A 19,968-nucleotide genomic window follows, 5' to 3' on the forward strand; every position below is an offset into this window, starting at 1 on the left:
TCTTCAGGATTAAAAAGCAGATTTTGTTAATATGCAATTTCAAACACAATGCAATTCCCACACCTCACAACAACAGTCATATTTTGTAAATAATCCTATAGGTTTGTTTACAACGCACGCTTTGCTATTAGTTAGGCAGAGATTTAAGATTTTTCGCACATGTATTTTCATATGTGTTTATGCCTACATACTAGTGAGTAATGGCTGTTACTTGTCTCACAGACGTTACGCTTTTATGAGGTACATTGTCATTATGCTTGTGTTACTAGTCTTTAGATTTTTAATTTAAATTTTTATTCCCAATAGGATTGGATTATGTTGTAGTTTATTTAGAATCGCTCCACTTTTATATTGTTCGACCAAGCAACACCCATCCCTCACTAGTATTTTATGTGTGAATTTATTTGCCAGACGCGCTTTGCTATTAGTTAGGCAGAGATTTAAGATTTTTCGCAGCGAAAGAGGCGAGCCTCAGCATCGCTAGATGGTGACTCGCCGAGAGAGCAAGAAAAATCGAAAAATCTCAGTGATTAACCGAAGATTAAAAGACTAAACATGCAAAGAGATCTCGGAGTTTCTCTTAGAGCAATGTAAAAATCTTGCGATGAGAGAAACTCCGAGAGCTCAGCCCCATTTGATAGGAAAATCCTGTAAATAAACCTATACTTTATTCACAAAATTAGGCTTTATCGACTATCACAACAGTCGTTGATTGTAATCCGCGTGCAACAGGAGCTTCAACAACACGAGGATCGACTCCACCTGCTTTGCGAATCATTTTTGAAGCCTTTTCAATTTCAGCTTGAGCAGATTTGCCTTTAAGCGCAACAAGACTGCCATGTTGGCGTAAAAGAGGTATTGTCCAACCAGCTAACTTAGTCATAGGCGCTACTGCTCTGCATGTTACAGCATCAAACGGTTGAATCTTATGCTCTTTGACTTGAGAAATAACTTCATCAGAACGACCATGAAAAATAGTCACATTTTTAAGATCCATTAAAGACACGCATTCTTCTAACCAAACTACGCGTCTTTCCATTGGCTCAATCAAAGTTATATTTACGTCTGGCAAACATGCAGCTATAACCAAACCTGGAAATCCTCCGCCACTGCCAACGTCCGCAATTCTTTTTTGCTTACTATTTACAACAATTTTCTCAATAAACGGAACTGCAGCAGCAGAATTTAATATGTGCCTTTCCCAAAGTATGCTCATATCGCGTGGTCCAACTAAACCGCGAATCAACCCCTCTTTGCAAAGTTTCACATGAAACAATCTGCATTTAGGTAGTGCATAGCCAAGCACTTCACATAATAATGGCGAAGAATCTAATTCATCTAGAATATTCTCATCGCAAGTATTCTCAAGACTAGCATTCACAACTCCTTCAGAATCTTTAGCGTTTTCATCACTGCCAACACCTTCAGAATTCACAACGCCTTCAGAATTTTCCACGCGCAAACCATCTTCCATAACTGCACACAACTTTTATATTTTATACTTTAATATTCTAAAATTTCAGCACTTTAAAACTTTAAAACTTAAGCACTTTAGTACTGTAAATTTTAAAACTTTTATATGTTCGCTCAAATATCAGCAAAAGTTACACAACAAAAACATTTTTGTTTTATCGTGTAACTTTCGTTTTACTGACTTATTTTATATTTATTTACAATAAATTTTTACTCATCAACGTATTCAACATCTTCATCGAAATTATCTGAATCTTCATCTTCAGAAAGACTTGCAGGCATATAAACAGTCACATATCTGCGAGGTTCTTCACCATGAGAACGCGAACGCAATCCCTCATCTCGAACCGTATCGTGTATAACTTTACGCTCAAAAGAATTCATAGGTCTTAAGCTCACAGATTCACCGGTTTCACGAACCTCATCAACAGCATCTAAAGCCATATCGCGCAAATGTTGGCGTTTTCTCTTTAAGAAACCATCAACATCAACAATTAGATGAGAGCGCTCACCAGTTTTCTGTTGCACAGCAAGTCTGCTCAACTGTTGTAAAGCATCAACAACTTCACCATTACGACCAATCAAATTTTTAATGTCAGTATCATCATCTGCAACAATCTGAATCATAGGGCGATTATTACGAACTCCCATCTCAATATCGCCTTCATAATCAGCAATATCAAGTAATCCTTCTAAATAATCAGCAGCAATATCAGCTTCTTCATTGAGCTGCTCTACTGTTTTACTTTCTTCCTGTACCATACTCACTCCTTAGCACGACTGTAAATCGCTTTTATAAGTCTACTTAAAAAATAACGTCACATTAACAATTACATTATCACTTATAACAGTATTATCACTCATAACAGCACGATTATGCATCTTATACAACATAACAATGCAACATAACAATATCAGTAATATCACTTTAAACAATAAGTAATAATTATTTATTAAATTATGAATTTTTACTTATAAATTTCATACAATACTCGAGCAAAGATTCTACAAACTCGCGCACTATACTCAAAAACTTAAATTAAGAGCGCTTACGCTTGCGTTGAGGCTGTTTCCTTTGGAAACCTTCAACCTCTCGCCTTTCAGCTTCTTCACGCGCTTTTTGCAATGCTTCTTCTTCTAATGTAGGCAATCCTTCACGCTCTCTGCGCTTAACTTCCCTATCGTGATCTCGCTTTTCTTTTTCGCTAGCTGCCGGAGAACCAGGAGTTGGGAAAGCATAAACCTGCCAAATTGAGCGGAGCATATTCATAATATTGTTTACAAGCCAATATATCAACATTGCAAATGGAAGTGCAAAAGCAGAGAAAACGTAAATCAGAGGGAATCCCCACATCATAAGTTTCTGCATCGTATATTGACTGCCTTGCTTAGCTTCAGGAGGCAAATTTTTACGAACGTTATTAAATTGCATGTACCACATTGCAGCACACATAAGAATCACAACTAAAACAATGATGATTTTACCGGTTAATTGAACAGTAATGAATGTATCGGAAAGACCTACACCAAAAACATGTGTTTTTACAAATTGTTTTGCAACTGTAACATCAAAAGCGCCAAGCGGAGCATGCTTACCGTTTGCAATAAAAGGAATTACTGAAAGCGTATACCACATACTCATAAAAGCGGGACCTTGAATCATCATAGGTAAGCAAGAACCAGCAGGATTAGCATTATTATCCTGATAAAGCTTCATCATCTCACGTTGCATAGCTTCTTTGCTTGCAGGATCATTTTTCCCTTTATATTTTTGCTGAATTTTCTTAATTTGAGGGGAAATAGCCTGCATTTGGCGCATTCCTTTAATGCTTTTAATAAACGCAGGGAAAATGCATGCATGAACAACCAATAGCAAAAATACTATTGAAAGCACCCAAGATAATCCTATTTCATTCATTCCTATAAGGGTTAAGAACTTGTGGAACAACACCATAATTTGAGTCATAATCCACTCAACTGGCGTTAGGATTTTATAAAACCATCCGAAGAATCCATTATCAAGTACGAAATGATCTTGATTAAACATTAGTTTTCCTTGTCTTCTTCAGCCAAGGGAGTTAGCCGTGGCTCTTCATGCGCTTTAGACCAAGCACAACGATAAAAAATAGAATATTTTCGCGGAACATCGTCAATACTACAACTAGTCCATGGTCGGCATCTTAATAATCTCAAAAAAGCTAACAATCCGCCACGAAATGCTCCATAACGCTCAATAGCTTCAATTGCATATCTGGAACAAGTAGGGTAGTAGCGACAGCATGCAGGATTATTGGAAGATATTACTCTCTGATACCAGCGAATAGAATTAATCATTATTAAGGAACATGAAATATGCGATTTGGCTTTATTTGCTTTATTATCAAAAGCAGATTTGCTATACATATTTTTCACCTTCCTCTTTAAAAATCCTCGCATTGTATAACTTTATGAAATCTTAAAAGTCTTTAGAAAAATCTAATAAACTTTTAACAACCTTCTTAACAACACTTTTAGCAACATCTATTCATCGCAATAATACTCTTCAATCATATAGACTCTGTTTCAGAACTATTTGAAGTACGAGAATCTACTCCGCGAGAATCTACTTCGCGAGAATCTTGTGAAAAATCGTATAAACATTTTTTAGAATCATTTGCGAAATCTTCATATGAGTCTTTCTTAAAATCTTCATACAAAGATTCGCTAGATTCATCGCTTTTATGTTCATTAGATTGATCCACTATCTCGCGATTGAAAGATGTGTTGCTTTTTTGCTCATGAATCTTAGCATTATTGGTTATATTGATAAACAATTTTTCAACTTGCTGATTCAATGAAGCAAACGTTGCATTTGCAGCACTAGGTTTTGCTCGTAACACAACATCACAATAACAAGGCAATAAAGATTCGTATTTACTTGCAAGCACACGAAAGCGTCTTTTAACTAAATTACGCACTACTGCTTTGCCAACTGATTTAGATACTGCAAGACCAAGTCTTTTACATTTTTCCTTTTCCGCGCATTTAACTCCAAAAGAATAATTTTTCGCGAAATCGTTGGAATTATAAGACTTTTCAGGCTGTTTTAAGGTATCAAAAAATTCCGCGGGACTACTATCAAATCCCGTGGTTTCATTATTCGTAAAATCATTTACCTGATTAAGTGCGCTACATACGGTTGTATCGTCACGCATCAAATAATGCGCGACGATATCCCGCGAACTCACTTTGCGCCGTTTTTTGAGTACCGCAACAAAGTCACGATGGCTTTTCAGCCTTTCCATATTTACGACGCTATCTCAACTCAGGCAGACAGCGACTTACGACCTTTAGCGCGACGACGATTGATTACTGCGCGACCAGCACGCGTACGCATGCGAACGCGGAAGCCGTGCTTCATGTGACGACGACGATTATTTGGCTGGAATGTCCTTTTCATAAATAATGCTCCTATATTCAGTCATGTAAAAACGTGACCAATTTTACGTCAAGCTCTACTAAATTACTATTACCCCTCACCAAAAGGCAAAAAACTCAATCAATTATTACACAAATTATTCATATTTCAAACAGAATTTATATAAATTAACTTAGATATTTTCTATTAAATAAAATAACTAAATTACTTGTAAATAAATACGAAAGCCCTAGAAAACTTTAGAAATTCGATAATTTAAGCATTCAAAAAATTATCCACAAATTACACGCATGTTATTAACAATCCAATATTTTCAACACGCGAGGCTGTGGATAACTTCACAGGGTGGTAGTAAACATGTTCTATTGAAGTTCTTTTTCTTACGCGCAAAAATGTTATACACGCAATGAATTTAGGATTTCTTAATTAGGCGTTTTGGATTGGAGTGGTATGTCTGATGCATTCAGCGACCCAGTAGCACAAGCTGCTATTGTATGGGCCAATACGCTTAGTGTATTAAAACATAATGCTTTACTAAGTGCTAGAGATAAAAGCTGGTTTGAAGGTGTTCATCCTGAGGCAATTTATGGCACTACTATTGTTTTATGCGTTACAAGTGCCACTGCTCAGCAAGCACTTCAAAATGAGCTTAATGAGCCATTACTAGTGGCATTAAAGATCTGCACAGGAAAAGATATGTTTCCTGCTTTTAAGATTGTAAAGCCTTACGATAGTTTTTCTGAAGATAACAATAATTTTTCTGAAAATAATAATCAAACTAATACAAATAACAGGAATTTGAACGTTCAAAACGCTCAAAACAATCAAAATATACAGAATAATCTAAACGTTCAAGACGCTCAAATCTTTAATCAAAATAATCGAAGCATTGACCAATATGGCAAAGATATCACAAAAAACAGCGTTAGTAATGCAAACAACTCATTAACAGGTTCAAAATCAAACTTTTCTTCAACTATTTACACTTCTGAATCCGGAACTACAGAAGTAAGAAAGTACACATTTGATGAATCTGAAGCAAAACGATATATTTTAGACCCATACTATGGCTATTCTGAGTTAGATGATTATGGCAGAAAACCTGTTGATGAAATTCCAAACTTCGCAGATTTAAAAGAAACTGATTTTACTGTTACTGAAGTCAAAGACGATAGATATAGCGAAAACGATGTCTATAACAGAAACAATAGATATAACAAAAAAGACAGCAATAGCGAAAATAAAGATGCTAGTGTAAACGAAGAAGATATAAATAACAAAAACGAAAACTATAGCGAAAATAAAGATATTATCGAAATCGATAGCGCTAACGTTAGCGAAAACGTTAGCGAAAACGAAGACGATAATTCTATACCAATACAGCCACCTTTTCCTTTATCTACTGGATTTTCTGTTTTTAAACCAGAAATCATTGGTTCTTCAATAACTAACAATAAGGGTAATGGAAAAATATCTGTTTCTGTAAAAACAGATCCTAAAACTCATTTAAATGTTTGCGCTACTTTTGATAATTTTGTTCCGGGAGATTCAAATCGTTTTGCGCGAACTGTTGCTCTGGCTGTTGCAGAAGGTTCCGGAAAAGATTTCAATCCTTTGTGTATTTATGGAGGATCCGGATTAGGTAAAACTCATTTGCTTAATGCTATTGGAAATTATGCTTTAGTAAAAGATTCTTCACTAAAAGTTAGATATGTAACAAGTGAGGAATTTACAAATGATTTTATTGATGCTTTGCGAGTTCCTAATGAAAGTCAAAATAAAATCTCCGAGTTTAATAGAAAATATCGAGAGGTTGATTTTTTGCTTATTGACGATATTCAATTTTTAGGCGGTAAAGAAGCCACATTAGAGCAATTCTTCCATACTTTTAATGCTCTTTATCAAGCTAATAAGCGCATTGTTATTGCTTCTGATGTTGCTCCTAAACGTTTGCGAGGATTTGAATCTAGACTTATTACAAGATTTGAATCTGGTTTAACTGTTGATATTAAGCCACCTGATTTAGAAACTCGAATTGCTATTTTAAAAATGATGGCTTCAACAAATTCTGTAAAAATTCCTGCTGAAGTTTTCGATCTTATAGCTGAACGTTTTACTCAAAATATTCGAGAGCTTGAAGGAGCTTTAACTAGAGTTACTGCTGTTGCATCATTAAGTAATCAACCTGTTAGTAGAGTTCTTGCTGAAAGAGCTTTACAGGATTTTTTTGCATCAGATATTGAAATTCGTCCTACTGATATTATTGGTCAAGTTGCGAAATATTTTCATCTTACTTTTGACGAAATAGTTGGTCGCACACGCACTAAAAATGTAGCTTTATCTCGTCAAATCGCAATGTATCTTGCTAGAGAAATGACTAGCATGAGCTTAGTCGATATTGGTGAAGTTTTTGGCGGTAGAGATCATACTACTGTAATGCATGCTTATACGAGAATTAGTGATGAAATGAAGCAAAAACAGGAAATTTATAACTATGTTATTGATTTAACTGTTCGTTTAAAGCAACATAATGCTCCTGATGAAGACGGGAAAAATAGCGAAGAAAATTCGGAGCAAAACAATTAGAATTTTATTAAAATCGAATTTATACGATTATTCGCGATTATTTTAGCGAGATTATTCGATAGAATATTAGCTAAATTATTCGCAAAAATATTCGAGAGAATAATCGAGAGAATTTTGTTCAATAATTTTTACGAATTTTTCTTTTTACGCTGAATTTTTGATTTATTTTTAACTATAAAAAGCGGTTTTCCACAAACTTATTATTGGGTAGTTAATAAAAAAATAAAAAGTTATCCACATATTTATTAACAAATGTGGGTAAACCCTGGGTATAAGTCGTGGAAAACGCCGCTAAAAAATGTGGATAACAAGTTAATAAAAGCCTTTAAAATGTGGATACGCCAAGAAATAGCTTCGAATGTGGATAAGTCGCCAAGTTATGCACATTGACTTCCACAAGTTATGCACATTCTCTTTTTGTGGATAAGCCTTCTTATTTCTTGATTTTTATTAGTTATCCACATATCCACGATGCTTAATATGAATATTATTTTTATTTTATTTAATAACTAAAGTAATAACCAACCATTTTTTATATCAGCTTTTGAAAAGATTTCGGGTAACACCTTACGCTAAACTAAATTAAGATTTTAAGAAACGAGGAAGTATGCAAGTAGAAGTTAATTCCGAAGCCTTTGCAGACGCAGTAGCTTGGACCACAAGAATCATAGATTCTAGACCAGCAAACCCTATTCTTGCTGGATTAAAAATTGAAGCATCAAATGGTACTCTAAACCTTTCTGCTTTCAATTATCAAGTTTCAAGCAAAAACCATATTGAAGCTGAAGTTGAAGAAGATGGAAGCATACTAGTTCTTGGTCGCCTATTAGCCGAAATAACTAAACTTCTACCTAACGAAAAAACAACATTATCCTCAAATGAAACTACTTTGACTATTACTTCTGGAAAATCAACTTTTAATTTGCAACTAATGCCTGAAAGTGAATATCCAGATCTTCCTACAATGCCTGAAAAATTAGGTCAAGTTGATGCACCTACTTTTATTCAAGCAGTTAATCAAGCTTCTGTAGCTATTTCACGTGACGATGAAAGACCTGTTCTTAGAGGAATTCATGTTCGCTTTGAAAATGATTCTGTTATTATGACTTCAACTGATAGATATAGGCTATCTAGAGCATCTTTTAAGTGGACTCCAGAAAAACAAGATATAAACACTGAAGCTCTTATTATGGGCACTTTACTTAAAGATATATCTAGATCTTTAAACGATAATAGCAATGTTTTAATAAATCTTAATGCTGAAGATCCTAATCTCTTAGGATTTGAAAATTCATATCATTCCACTACAGCTCAACTTATTGATAGCGAATTTCCTTCTTTAGATCTCTTATTCTCAGAAGAATATTCTATTCACGCTGTTATTGATAAACAAAATCTTATTAACGCAATTAAAAGAGTTTCACTAGTCGTAGGTAGAGATCCTTCTATTACTCTTTCATTTGAAGGTCAAGAGCTAACTCTTTTCGCTGGAGATTCAAATGAATCACAAGCAAAAGAGAGCATTAACATTGACATGGATGGAGAAGATATTCAAGTTAAATTTAATCCTAATTTCTTAATTGAAGGATTAAATAATATTACTGAGCCATACGTTCATGTGAAGATAAAAACAGCTGTTAAACCAGTAGAATTTAATGGACAACAAGAAATAGATGGAGATGAATCTCTAACTTATCGTTATCTTGTTGTTCCAATGCTTCCACGATAAAAATAGCAATAAAAATATTAGATTCTTAGCCTTTGAATGATGTTTTAATAGATTATTTATAATCTTAAATTTTCTGCTAAATATCATTCAAAGGTAAATATTTTTATTTAGAAAACAAATAAGAATAAATAAATCATTAAATAATAAAATAAAAATATTAGAATATAAAAAAACATTAGTTTTAAAAGATTTTGATTAGCAATTTTTTTTAGGAGGAATAATGCATATTTCGCTTATTGCTCTAGATAATTTTAGATCATGGAATCATTGTGTAATTGATTGCAATCCTGATATTAATGTTTTTTATGGTAATAACGGTCTAGGTAAAACAAATATTGTTGAAGCTATTGAAGTTATTTCAACTGGAGTAAGTCATAGAACTTCTTTAACAACTCCACTTATTAAAAAAGGAAATTCTTCTGCAACTATTCGTTTTAATGTTAATAATTTAAATAGTTTAAGTGATTTAAATAATACTTTTAAAAATAAGAATTTATTAGACAATGAAAAATTAAACGATTCTTGTAACGAAATTTATACTTATGAAGTTACTTTGAATTCTAGAGGAGCTAATCGCGCTCGTATAAATTCTGGAAAATCTATCTATATGCGAGATGTTGTTGGCTTAATACCATCTGTTTCTTTTACTCCAAGAGATCAGTTTTTAGTATTAGGAGATCCTTCTAATCGTAGAACTTTTTTAGATCAAGCTGGAGTTTTACTGATATCTGGATACTCTAGACTTATTCAAGAATATAAGCATATTGCTAAGCAAAGAACTGCTTTATTAAAACAATTATCAAATAATTCTGTAAATGTTTCTCTTTCAAGTTTGGAAATTTGGACTGGAAGATTGATTGAAGTTGGTATTTCCATAACTAAAAATCGCATAAAAATTATCAAAGAACTTTCAAAATATTTTTCATCTATTATAAGTGAAATAACTAGCTGTAAGCAAAATGCAAATATAATTTATAATCCTTCTTTTGAAGAAGTTTTTGATGTTTTTAGCGATGCTAATGGTGAAAATAACTGTAATCTTGATTATAATGTTGATGGCGTTTTTTGCCGTGATACAAATGGTGAAGTTTCTGTTGGCGAAAAAAATAGTGATTATTTATTTAAAAGTTGTGCTTCAAAAATAAGTGAGCATTTTCAACGTATCTATGCTGGTGAAGTTGCTAGAGGATGTAATCTTATTGGCCCTCATCGTGATGATTTTTCTATAGAACTTGACGGATTTGATGCTAGAGATTTTGCATCTAATGGAGAGTCTTGGACTATTGCTTTAGCTCTGAAAATGTCTTTATTTAAGGCTTTAGAAGATAAAAATAATCAAAAACCTATTATTATTTTAGATGATGTTTTTTCTCAATTAGATGAGTCGCGTAGATTGCAAATAGTCAATTTTATTCGTAATAAAGGTCAAGTTTTTATTACTGTTGCTTCATTAAGTGATATACCGAAAAATGATGTTATAAAAAGTGATTCTTTTATTGATGTTTCTAAATTAGTTTTTTGTGAAAATAATTTTAATAATACTATTCAAAACATTGATTCTAGTCATAAAAGTATTATCGATGAAGTTATTTCTAAGCGAAATTTAAGTGGTTCGAGTAGTAGTGATTCAAGTAGTGGTTCGAGTAGTAGTGATTCAAATGATGTAAGCAGTAAAGAAAACAATGGTGAGAGAATATGAAGAAGCCTGTACATTTAATTTTGAATCTTGATACTAGAGTTTTACCATCACTTATTTTTGAACCTATTAAAAATAAGGGAGAAAAATTAGAAAAGCGAGATCAAAAGCAAGAGGATTCTTGGGAAAGTTTTGGTAAGCCTGGAAGAGATCCTAGCAAATTAAATTCTGTTTTAGACTTATTTGCTCATAATCATAATTGGGACAAATTCCTTACAATTTCTAAATTAAATAAGCTATGGCCAAATATTATTGGTGAATATAATGCAAAATTTAGCAAAGTTGAAGATTTAGATAAAGAAACTTTAATTATCAGCGCTTATAATCAGTCTGCTTATACAATTACAAAATTTTTAGTTAATTCATCTAAAAAAATTATTCTTAAAAAAATAGAGGAAAAGAGTATAAAAAATATTAAAAATATAAAGTTAGTTATTTCAACTGATAAAAAACATTAGTTTTTAGTTTTAGTTTTTGTTTTTAGTTTTTAGTTCTTAGTTTTTTGGTTTCTAGTTTTATTTTTTAATATTGTTATTTAGTATTTTAATCTTTATATTTCGCTATATAAAGCCAAATCTTTACAATGGCTCTTATTCTTAAGCCGTCAGGGTATATGTGTAGAATGTCGTATGTTATAGTTCAATCGCTAGAACCCCCTTTTATGTGCTTTCTAGCGTGTATCGACCTTGTGAATAGCATATTTTGCGAGGCAATACGGGAAGGGATCGAAGTTGTCAAATATGGAAGACGATTCGATAGAGAAAATCAATGATGAGCATAAGTTAGATGATGCTCAACTTGATGATTCGCTTGCTCCTGAACATTACGATGCTAGTGATCTTCGTGTGCTCGAAGGTTTGGAAGCAGTGCGTATTCGTCCAGGTATGTACATTGGTTCAACAGGTCCTCGAGGATTACACCATTTGGTTTATGAAATCGTAGATAACTCTGTTGATGAAGCTTTAGCTGGTTATGCTTCTCACATTGAAGTGACGATTTTGCCAGATAATGCAATTAGAGTTGTTGATGATGGACGTGGTATTCCAGTTGATGAAGTACCTGGAGAAGGTGTTTCTGGTGTAGAAACAGTTATGACTAAGCTTCACGCAGGTGGTAAGTTTGGCGGCGGCGGTTATGCTGTTTCAGGTGGTCTTCACGGTGTTGGTATTTCTGTAGTTAATGCACTTTCTACAAGAGTAGATATTGAAGTTAGACGTCAAGGATTCCATTGGACTCAAACTTATATAAATCAGCATCCAACTGCTCCTTTAGCTAAAGGTGAGCCAATGGCAGAAGGTGAATCAACTGGTACTTCTGTTACATTCTGGCCAGATGCTGCAATTTTTGAAACTACTATTTATGATTTTGAAACATTACGTTCTAGATTCCAGCAAATGGCATTTCTTAATAAGGGATTAAAAATTTCCTTAACTGATTTGCGAAAGCCTGATGAAGCAGGTGATGAAGTAGCAGGGGATGCTGAATCTAGTAATGAAGATAAACATAGAAGTGTGAGTTATAGATACGAGCATGGTATTAAAGATTACGTTGACTATTTAGTTAAATCTCGTAAAGCTGTTCCAGTAGAGCCAGATGTTATTGATTTTGAGGCTGAAGATCTTGAAATTGGTATTTCTGCAGAAATTGCTATGCAATGGACTGTTGCTTATTCTGAAGCAGTTCATACTTTTGCTAATACAATTTCAACTACTGAAGGTGGAACTCACGAAGAAGGTTTCCGTGCAGCTCTTACTACTTTAGTAAATCGTTATGCGCGTGAAAAGAATATATTAAAAGAAAAAGATACTAATCTTTCTGGTGACGATGTTCGCGAAGGCTTAACTGCTGTTGTTTCAGTAAAACTTACCACTCCTCAATTTGAAGGTCAGACAAAAACTAAGCTTGGAAATTCCGAAGCTAAGACTTTTGTGCAGCGAGTTATGACTGAAAAACTCGGTGATTGGTTTGATGCTCATCCAAGTGAAGCAAAGAATATTATTCAAAAATCAATTGAAGCATCTCGTGCACGTTTAGCTGCAAAGAAAGCTCGCGAGAATACTAGACGAAAGTCTATTTTTGAAACTGCTGGAATGCCAGATAAATTGAAGGATTGCCAATCAAATAATCCTGAAGAGTGCGAATTATTCATAGTAGAGGGTGATTCTGCAGGTGGCTCAGCAATTCAAGGTAGAGATCCTATTACTCAAGCAATTTTGCCTTTACGTGGTAAGATCCTTAACACTGAGCGTGCTTCAATAGACAGAATGATGAAATCAGAAACGATTGAATCCTTAATTACTGCTGTTGGCGGTGGTTACGGTGAAGACTTTGATTTAAGCAAAGTTAGATATCACAAAGTTATTATTATGGCTGATGCTGATGTCGATGGTGCTCATATTGCTACATTGAATTTGACTTTGTTCTTCAGATACATGCGTCCTATGATTACTGCCGGATACGTTTACGTAGCTATGCCTCCGCTTTATCGTTTAAAGTGGAGTAAGGGAGCACATGATTTTGTTTATACTGATGCTGAGCGAGATAGAGTTTTAGCAGAAGGTAAAGCTGCTGGTCGTCAACTTCCTAAGGGTGAAGGTATTCAGAGATACAAGGGCTTAGGTGAGATGAGCTATCAGGAATTGTGGGAAACTACTATGGATCCTGATCATAGAATCTTAAAGCAAATTCATATTGAAGATGCTGCTCGTGCTGATGAAACGTTCTCAATGCTTATGGGTGATGAAGTAGAGCCTCGTAGACTTTTCATTCAGCGAAATGCTCATGATGCACGTTTCATTGATGCTTAAATCTTAAAAATATTTGTAAATATTTTATAAGTGCAAAAATACTTCGAATCGTAAGAAAAAGGAATTACATTGGTAGATGAAATGAACTCCGTCAATAATGATGGTGAAGAGCAGCTGCCGGACGAATCAATGGAGCCACAAAGCCCACAAGAAGCAGATAATACTGATTATGGCTTAATGAAGGGTGCTCGCGTAAAGCATATGGATTTGCAACAAGAAATGCGTGAATCTTATTTAGCTTACGCATTATCTGTTATTGTTGAGCGCGCTTTACCTGATGTTCGTGATGGTTTGAAGCCTGTTCATCGCCGCGTTATTTACGCTATGTATGATGGCGGTTATAGACCGGATCGTGGATATAATAAGTGCTCTCGCGTTGTGGGTGACGTTATGGGTAAGTATCACCCTCATGGTGATTCTGCTATTTACGACACTTTAGTTCGTATGGCTCAATCTTGGTCTATGCGATACATGCTTGTTGATGGTCAAGGTAACTTTGGTTCTCCTGGTGACGATCCTGCAGCAGCAATGCGTTATACAGAATGTCGTATGGCACCTTTAGCCATGGAAATGGTTAGAGATATTGATAAAGACACTGTTGATTTCTTGCCTAATTATGATGGTAAAACTCAAGAACCTACAGTTCTTCCAGCACGTTTTCCAAATCTTTTAGTTAACGGTTCTGCTGGTATTGCTGTTGGTATGGCAACAAATATTCCACCTCATAATATGCGTGAAGTGGCTGATGGTGTGCACTGGGCTTTGAATCATCCTGAAGCAAGTAAAGAAGAATTACTTGAAGCTTTAATTCAGCGTATTAAAGGACCTGATTTCCCTACTGGAGCAACTATCTTAGGTCATAAGGGAATTGAGCAAGCGTACAGAACTGGACGCGGCTTAATTACAATGCGCGCAGTAGTTAATACTGAGGAAATTAAGGGAAGAATGTGCTTGGTTGTTACTGAGCTACCATATCAAGTTAATCCTGATCGCTTAGCTGCTTCTATTCGTGAAGCTGTTCGTGATGGCAAAATTCAAGGCATTGCGGATATGCGAGATGAAACATCTGGTCGTACAGGTCAGCGTTTAGTTCTTGTTCTTAAGCGAGATGCTGTACCAAAAGTTGTTTTAAATAACTTGTATAAGCATTCACAATTGCAGCAGACTTTCGGCGCAAATATGCTTGCTTTGGTTGACGGCGTTCCTAGAACTTTGAGTTTAGATGCTTTTATTCGTCATTGGGTAACTCATCAGCTTGAAGTAATTGATCGTCGTACTCGTTATTTGAAGCGCGAAGCCGAAGAAAGAGATCATATTTTACAAGGCTATTTGAAAGCCCTAGATATGATTGACGAAGTAGTTGCCTTAATTCGTCAATCTAAAGATGTTGATACTGCTCGCACAGGCTTAATGAATTTGCTTGATGTCGATGATGTACAAGCTGACGCTATTCTTGCTATGCAACTTCGTAGACTTGCAGCTTTGGAACGTCAAAAGATTTTAGATGAGCATGAAGAATTGATGCGTAGAATTGCTGATTATAACGATATTTTGGCAAGCCCAGAACGTCAACGCAAAATTGTTGGCGATGAACTTGATGAAATAGTTGCAAAATATGGCGATGAACGCAGAACTAAGATTCTCCCATTCTCTGGTGAAATGAATGTTGAAGATCTTATTGCTGAAGAAAACGTTGTTGTAACAGTAACTCGAGCAGGTTATATCAAGCGAACTAAGGCTGATGAGTATCGTGCTCAGCATCGCGGTGGTAAAGGCATTAAAGGTGCAAAGCTTCGTGAAGATGATGTTGTTGATCATTTCTTCTTAACATCTACTCACAATTGGTTGCTTTTCTTTACTAATCGTGGTCGAGTCTATCGTTTGAAAGCTTATGAATTGCCAGAAGGTTCACGCGATTCTAAGGGTCAGCATGTTGCTAACCTATTGCAATTCACTCCAGGAGAAACTATTCAAACAGTTCTTTCAATTCCAAATTATGATGTTGCTAAATATTTGGTTTTGGCAACTCGTTCTGGAAAAGTTAAGAAAACTTCTTTGCAAGAATATGATTCACCTCGTCAAGGTGGTTTAATTGCAGTTCGCTTAATGTCTAATGAAGAAACTGGTGAACCAATAGATGAACTTATTGGTGCAGCACTTTGCAATTCAGAAGATGACATTATTCTCGTTTCTAAGCTTGGAATGAGTTTGAAGTTTAGAGCTGATGATGTGCAACTTCGCCCAATGGGACGTCAGACTGCTGGTGTTCAAGGTATGCGATTTAGAGATGGCGATGAATTACTTGATATGGATGTAGTTGCTGCTGAAACAAGTAAAGATCTTCTTGTTGTTACAAATGAAGGTTTTGCTAAGAGGACTGCTATTGAAGAATATCGTTTGCAAGGTAGAAATGGTTATGGTGTTAAAGCTGTACAGCTTGCAGAGGGACGCGGTTCTTTGGTTGGTGCTTTGATTGTTGAACAAACAGATCAAGTAATGGCAATTATGAAATCTGGAAAAGTAATTCGTTCAGATGTGAATGAAGTTAAGCGCACTGGAAGAACTACTCAAGGTGTCACACTTGCTAAGCCAGATAAAGGTGATGAGATTATTTCTATAGCTCGTAATGAAGAAAAAGATGAAGAAAATCCTGAGATAGTTGAAAATCAAGAATCTTCTGAATTTGATTCAAAAGAAGTAAAAGAGAGTCAAGAAATAAATGAATCTCACACTATGAACGAATCTAGCGAAGATACAGATAATAATAGTATTTAATAATTAAAAATATTTAATACTTAATTAAATAATTATTATTAAACACTTAAATAAAGAATAATAAACTTTAATAAAGTGTGAAAATTAAAGAGTATCAGTCTAATGGCACGTCCTTTTCGACTGATACTCTTTTTTATTAGAAATAAGCAATAAATAGGCTTAATCAGCACATTATAGAGTTATTAAAACTTCTTGTACTGACTAAACAAATATAAGAGAAGGAATAATTCATGAGCGAGGATTATGAACCAGTGCGTACAGCTTCTTCTGGAGCGTATTCATCTGAAAATAGTGGTGGTGCAATGCCTCGTACTATTGGAGGAGTGGCTTCTTCTCAGACTAAAAAAAGAGCGCATTCTTCGCATCGTCCACGAGCACGTAGAATGAGCCTTTCTTTAGTTAGGGTTGATCCTTGGTCTATAGCTAAAGTAGCATTTTTGCTGAGTGTTGCTGTAGGAATTATTCAAGTTATTGCTGCAGGTTTAGTATGGGTGTTCTTGAACATGGTTGGTGTTTTTGATCAAGTAACGCAGATTGTATCTTCTACCGGTTTAGACACTAATGGTTTTAATCTTGCAGACGTATTCTCACTTCCTGCTGTTTTAAGCGCGACAACTATATTTTCAGTTGTTGAAATATTAGTTGCTACTGTTCTTTCTGTGATTGTTTCTTTGCTTTATAACGTTGTTGGAGCATTAGTTGGAGGAGTTCATCTCACTTTGGGAGATGACTGATAGAGTTTAGAACATTATGTTAAAGGGATTTAAGAAGTTTATTTCTCGCGGCAGCGTTATTGATATGGCTGTTGGTGTTGTTATGGGTAGCGCTGTTACTTCAGTTGTAACAGCAATTGTTAAACACATAATTAACCCTTTAATTGCTATGATTTGTGGAAAACCAGAGCTTAATGGTGTTCTTACAATTACGTTTAACAGAGCAACAATATCTTTTGGAGCTGTTATAGGTGCTTTATTGAACTTCATTATTGTTGCTGCAGCTGTATATTTTTGTATAGTTCTTCCTATAAATAAATTAAGAGAAGTTAGCGCGAATTTGTTGCAAATAGATAAAGAAAAAACTGAAGAAGAGAAACGAGAGATTCGCGAAAAAGAAATAATTTCACTATTGAAAGATATTCGTAGTGAGTTAGCGAATAAGTAGTTTAGATTTAGTTTAGATTTAGTAAAGAAAAATATCCTCTCTAACACAAAAAGATGTTCAAAAGTTAGAGAGGATATTTACTTTTATTGTTATTTTGTTATTTCTATTTTTCGCTAGTGTTTTCTATTTCAGTGTTTTCTACTTTATTCAATATATCTGATCCATTTATTTTATTGATTTTAATTGATTCATATAAACCACGTTTTTGAAACATGTAGAAAATAGTTGTTGCTAATAGCGGATAAATAATAGCTGAAGTTAGAACATCTGTAGGGAAGTGTGCTGCAACAATAAGTCTGGATATTGCAACAATAATCACAACAAATCCACTTATAAACAATCCTGATTGAAGGAAAGTAGGTTTTTTAAGATAAACAATTAACATGATCATCGTGCAAATTGCTACAGCTGCAGCAGTGTGACCACTAGGAAAGCTTGGATCTGGAGGTAATTGAACGGATATTCCTATATTTGGCCTATTTCTATGAACAGCAAATTTAACTGCAAAAACGTATATCATCGGAAGTAATGATATAAGGAGTTGAACAATAGTAATTTTATAATTTTTATGTATATAAAGAGATGCTAATGCTAATAAAACTAATATAAGAATGCAACATTTAGTTGAGAAAATTATTGCTATAACATGAGAAATTGAATACAAAAAATGTGGAGAATTATTATGGAATAAAGCGACTATAGAATTTTCATAAGCAATTTCTTTTGGATTTGTCAATATTGCTTTACCTATAATAGGAAAAGCAACAGCTAGTAAAAACGTTATAGAATACAAAAAGCATTGCATAACTTTTTTAAAATTCGAATTTTCATTATTATAAGTATTCATATTATTTAAGAGTACTACATTAACTATGCTAAAAGGTGAATAAGCTATAACTAATAATGAATACTTTGATAAGGCTTTAATATTGATATATAAACCTTAATATTTGTTTTTGAGAGTTAAAAATTATTATAAAAATTATTATAAAAATATGGAATGTTGAATACCGTACCCGGTGACGAGTACTATGTTGAAAAGATAGAAAGGGTTTATAATGAGCGTGCTTGACCGACTTGAGAAAAGCGTTGAAGGTGCAATGAACGGTGTCTTCGCCAAATTTGGCTCTAAAGATTTACAACCTGTAGATCTTTCTAGTGCTTTGGAGCGAGAAATTGATTCTGAAGCCATGCCAATTGGTCATGATCATACGGTTGCTCCTAATGAGTATCGTTTTAAGTTGAGTACACCTGATTTTGATCATATTGAGCAATGGGGAAGTGAAGCATTGGCAAATGAACTTGCCGATAATCTTACTCAATATGCTAAAAGTCAGCATTATGCTTTTGTCGGTCCTGTTGTGGTTATTTTTGAGGAAGATTTGGAATTAACAAAAGGCAATTTCCAATTATCTTCTGAATCTGTTCAAGGTAATGCTGTTCCTGTTACTACAGAAGATCAATCTCAAAATCATCCTATGCTGGAAATCAATGGAAATCAGTATTTGTTGACTAAAGATAACACTATTTTAGGTCGTGGATCTGGATGCGATATTGTTATTGATGATCCTGGTATTTCTCGCCGTCACCTTAATATCAATATAACTCCAGATGGTGTGATTGCTAGGGATCTTGGTTCTACGAATGGTACTTTTGTTGAAGGTCATCAAGTTCCAGCAGCTACTTTAGTTGATGGCAATACGATTACCATTGGTAGAACTCGCATACTCTATTGGGCTTCCTCGCAAGATCAGGAGTAAGAGAACTTCTAAGAGACGAGCACGCGCATGATTTTTACTGAACTTACATTTGCAATACTGAAGTATGGTTTATTAGCTTTACTTTGGATTTTTGTGTGGTGTGCTATTCGGTCTTTGCATAAGGATATTGAAATTTTTAGTCCTCGTAAAAAGAAGTTGATGGACAAAAATAAGCGTTCTAATTACGCTTCCGAGTCTAATAATAAGGTTCGTAACAATATTTCGCAAAATGATGAGCAGCATAACAAGTCACCTCATAATAATGGTCCTACACTTTTAGTTATTATTGACGGGCCTTTAGCAGGATCTTCATTCCCATTAAATGCGTCTGGAGTTACATTAGGAAGATCTGCATCTAATACTGTTGTATTAAATGACGAATTTGTTTCATCTCATCATGCTCGTGTTTATTTCAACAATAGTGTTCAATCATGGGTTCTTGAAGATTTGGGAAGTACTAATGGAACTATGATTGGTCATGCTCGTGTAACAGAGCCAGTTGTACTAAAGCCTAGGACTTCTGTGCGTATTGGCGCGACCATGTTTGAATTGAGGTGATACAT

General features: G+C 34.6%; 17 protein-coding genes. 10 read left to right on the forward strand and 7 right to left on the reverse strand.

What is annotated here, in order from left to right; translation table 11 throughout:
- Positions 1 to 679: 679 nt before the first annotated feature.
- From rsmG to rpmH, 6 genes are all read right to left on the reverse strand, one after another.
- Positions 680 to 1,474, reverse strand: a complete 795-nt coding sequence (gene rsmG / locus HXT27_RS02245) for a 16S rRNA (guanine(527)-N(7))-methyltransferase RsmG (RefSeq protein ID WP_103043342.1) — start codon at positions 1,472 to 1,474, stop codon at positions 680 to 682.
- 209 nt (positions 1,475 to 1,683) lie between these two features.
- Complete coding sequence (locus HXT27_RS02250; protein ID WP_075523608.1) at positions 1,684 to 2,235, reverse strand: protein jag; 552 nt, start codon at positions 2,233 to 2,235, stop codon at positions 1,684 to 1,686.
- A 277-nt stretch (positions 2,236 to 2,512) separates the two neighbouring features.
- On the reverse strand, positions 2,513 to 3,520 hold the full coding sequence (yidC, locus tag HXT27_RS02255; protein ID WP_103043341.1) for a membrane protein insertase YidC: 1,008 nt from the start codon (positions 3,518 to 3,520) through the stop codon (positions 2,513 to 2,515).
- The gene (gene yidD, locus HXT27_RS02260) at positions 3,520 to 3,807 is read right to left on the reverse strand and encodes a membrane protein insertion efficiency factor YidD (RefSeq protein ID WP_075523681.1); all 288 of its coding nucleotides are present in this window, start codon (positions 3,805 to 3,807) and stop codon (positions 3,520 to 3,522) included. The genes yidC and yidD overlap by 1 nt, the downstream gene beginning before the upstream one ends.
- A gap of 212 nt (positions 3,808 to 4,019) precedes the next feature.
- A complete protein-coding gene (gene rnpA, locus HXT27_RS02265; RefSeq protein ID WP_103043339.1) occupies positions 4,020 to 4,757 on the reverse strand; it encodes a ribonuclease P protein component in 738 nt (245 codons plus the stop codon).
- Positions 4,758 to 4,777: 20 nt separating this feature from the next.
- Positions 4,778 to 4,912, reverse strand: a complete 135-nt coding sequence (rpmH, locus tag HXT27_RS02270) for a 50S ribosomal protein L34 (RefSeq protein ID WP_004106067.1) — start codon at positions 4,910 to 4,912, stop codon at positions 4,778 to 4,780.
- 429 nt (positions 4,913 to 5,341) lie between these two features.
- On the opposite strand from rpmH, the gene dnaA reads away from it, so the two are divergent.
- The 8 genes from dnaA to mscL all read left to right on the forward strand — a co-directional run bounded on the left by dnaA (position 5,342) and on the right by mscL (position 17,645).
- Positions 5,342 to 7,477, forward strand: coding sequence for a chromosomal replication initiator protein DnaA (gene dnaA / locus HXT27_RS02275; RefSeq protein ID WP_233186134.1), 2,136 nt, complete (start codon positions 5,342 to 5,344; stop codon positions 7,475 to 7,477).
- Between the two features lie 607 nt (positions 7,478 to 8,084).
- Positions 8,085 to 9,206, forward strand: coding sequence for a DNA polymerase III subunit beta (dnaN, locus tag HXT27_RS02280; protein WP_103043338.1), 1,122 nt, complete (start codon positions 8,085 to 8,087; stop codon positions 9,204 to 9,206).
- Positions 9,207 to 9,426: 220 nt separating this feature from the next.
- Positions 9,427 to 10,905, forward strand: a complete 1,479-nt coding sequence (gene recF / locus HXT27_RS02285) for a DNA replication/repair protein RecF (protein WP_103043337.1) — start codon at positions 9,427 to 9,429, stop codon at positions 10,903 to 10,905.
- Positions 10,902 to 11,360 carry a DciA family protein gene (locus tag HXT27_RS02290; RefSeq protein WP_103043336.1) on the forward strand — a complete coding sequence of 153 codons (459 nt, stop codon included), beginning with the start codon at positions 10,902 to 10,904 and terminating at the stop codon, positions 11,358 to 11,360. The genes recF and HXT27_RS02290 overlap by 4 nt, the downstream gene beginning before the upstream one ends.
- 273 nt (positions 11,361 to 11,633) lie before the next feature.
- Positions 11,634 to 13,709 carry a DNA topoisomerase (ATP-hydrolyzing) subunit B gene (gene gyrB, locus HXT27_RS02295; protein WP_103043335.1) on the forward strand — a complete coding sequence of 692 codons (2,076 nt, stop codon included), beginning with the start codon at positions 11,634 to 11,636 and terminating at the stop codon, positions 13,707 to 13,709.
- A 69-nt stretch (positions 13,710 to 13,778) separates the two neighbouring features.
- Positions 13,779 to 16,484, forward strand: a complete 2,706-nt coding sequence (gyrA, locus tag HXT27_RS02300; RefSeq protein ID WP_233186133.1) for a DNA gyrase subunit A — start codon at positions 13,779 to 13,781, stop codon at positions 16,482 to 16,484.
- Positions 16,485 to 16,714: 230 nt separating this feature from the next.
- The gene (locus tag HXT27_RS02305; protein WP_103043334.1) at positions 16,715 to 17,218 is read left to right on the forward strand and encodes a DUF3566 domain-containing protein; all 504 of its coding nucleotides are present in this window, start codon (positions 16,715 to 16,717) and stop codon (positions 17,216 to 17,218) included.
- Positions 17,219 to 17,234: 16 nt separating this feature from the next.
- Positions 17,235 to 17,645 (forward strand): large conductance mechanosensitive channel protein MscL, encoded by a 411-nt coding sequence (gene mscL / locus HXT27_RS02310; RefSeq protein WP_075523616.1) that lies wholly within the window; start codon positions 17,235 to 17,237, stop codon positions 17,643 to 17,645.
- A gap of 103 nt (positions 17,646 to 17,748) precedes the next feature.
- Here the strand turns inward: mscL and HXT27_RS02315 are convergent, their stop codons facing one another.
- Positions 17,749 to 18,492: a phosphatase PAP2 family protein gene (locus HXT27_RS02315; protein WP_103043333.1), complete on the reverse strand. Its 744-nt coding sequence runs from the start codon at positions 18,490 to 18,492 to the stop codon at positions 17,749 to 17,751.
- A gap of 211 nt (positions 18,493 to 18,703) precedes the next feature.
- On the opposite strand from HXT27_RS02315, the gene HXT27_RS02320 reads away from it, so the two are divergent.
- Both HXT27_RS02320 and HXT27_RS02325 read left to right on the forward strand, forming a co-directional pair.
- Positions 18,704 to 19,405 (forward strand): FhaA domain-containing protein, encoded by a 702-nt coding sequence (locus tag HXT27_RS02320; RefSeq protein WP_075523618.1) that lies wholly within the window; start codon positions 18,704 to 18,706, stop codon positions 19,403 to 19,405.
- Between the two features lie 27 nt (positions 19,406 to 19,432).
- Positions 19,433 to 19,963: an FHA domain-containing protein FhaB/FipA gene (locus tag HXT27_RS02325; RefSeq protein WP_075523619.1), complete on the forward strand. Its 531-nt coding sequence runs from the start codon at positions 19,433 to 19,435 to the stop codon at positions 19,961 to 19,963.
- Positions 19,964 to 19,968 lie beyond the last annotated feature (5 nt).

It is taken from the genome of Gardnerella bivia, from assembly GCF_049262715.1.
GTDB lineage: Bacteria > Actinomycetota > Actinomycetes > Actinomycetales > Bifidobacteriaceae > Bifidobacterium > Bifidobacterium vaginale_A.

Excerpts from the sequence above, each read along its gene's own strand:
- rpmH (WP_004106067.1), bottom strand. The coding sequence starts at position 4,912 with ATGAAAAGGACATTCCAGCCAAATAATCGTCGTCGTCACATGAAGCAC.
- dnaN (WP_103043338.1), top strand. The coding sequence starts at position 8,085 with ATGCAAGTAGAAGTTAATTCCGAAGCCTTTGCAGACGCAGTAGCTTGG.
- recF (WP_103043337.1), top strand. The coding sequence starts at position 9,427 with ATGCATATTTCGCTTATTGCTCTAGATAATTTTAGATCATGGAATCAT.
- HXT27_RS02325 (WP_075523619.1), top strand. The coding sequence starts at position 19,433 with ATGATTTTTACTGAACTTACATTTGCAATACTGAAGTATGGTTTATTA.
- yidD (WP_075523681.1), bottom strand. The coding sequence starts at position 3,807 with ATGATTAATTCTATTCGCTGGTATCAGAGAGTAATATCTTCCAATAAT.
- yidC (WP_103043341.1), bottom strand. The coding sequence starts at position 3,520 with ATGTTTAATCAAGATCATTTCGTACTTGATAATGGATTCTTCGGATGG.
- HXT27_RS02305 (WP_103043334.1), top strand. The coding sequence starts at position 16,715 with ATGAGCGAGGATTATGAACCAGTGCGTACAGCTTCTTCTGGAGCGTAT.
- dnaA (WP_233186134.1), top strand. The coding sequence starts at position 5,342 with ATGTCTGATGCATTCAGCGACCCAGTAGCACAAGCTGCTATTGTATGG.
- mscL (WP_075523616.1), top strand. The coding sequence starts at position 17,235 with ATGTTAAAGGGATTTAAGAAGTTTATTTCTCGCGGCAGCGTTATTGAT.
- HXT27_RS02290 (WP_103043336.1), top strand. The coding sequence starts at position 10,902 with ATGAAGAAGCCTGTACATTTAATTTTGAATCTTGATACTAGAGTTTTA.
- HXT27_RS02315 (WP_103043333.1), bottom strand. The coding sequence starts at position 18,492 with ATGAATACTTATAATAATGAAAATTCGAATTTTAAAAAAGTTATGCAA.
- rnpA (WP_103043339.1), bottom strand. The coding sequence starts at position 4,757 with ATGGAAAGGCTGAAAAGCCATCGTGACTTTGTTGCGGTACTCAAAAAA.
- HXT27_RS02250 (WP_075523608.1), bottom strand. The coding sequence starts at position 2,235 with ATGGTACAGGAAGAAAGTAAAACAGTAGAGCAGCTCAATGAAGAAGCT.
- HXT27_RS02320 (WP_075523618.1), top strand. The coding sequence starts at position 18,704 with ATGAGCGTGCTTGACCGACTTGAGAAAAGCGTTGAAGGTGCAATGAAC.
- rsmG (WP_103043342.1), bottom strand. The coding sequence starts at position 1,474 with ATGGAAGATGGTTTGCGCGTGGAAAATTCTGAAGGCGTTGTGAATTCT.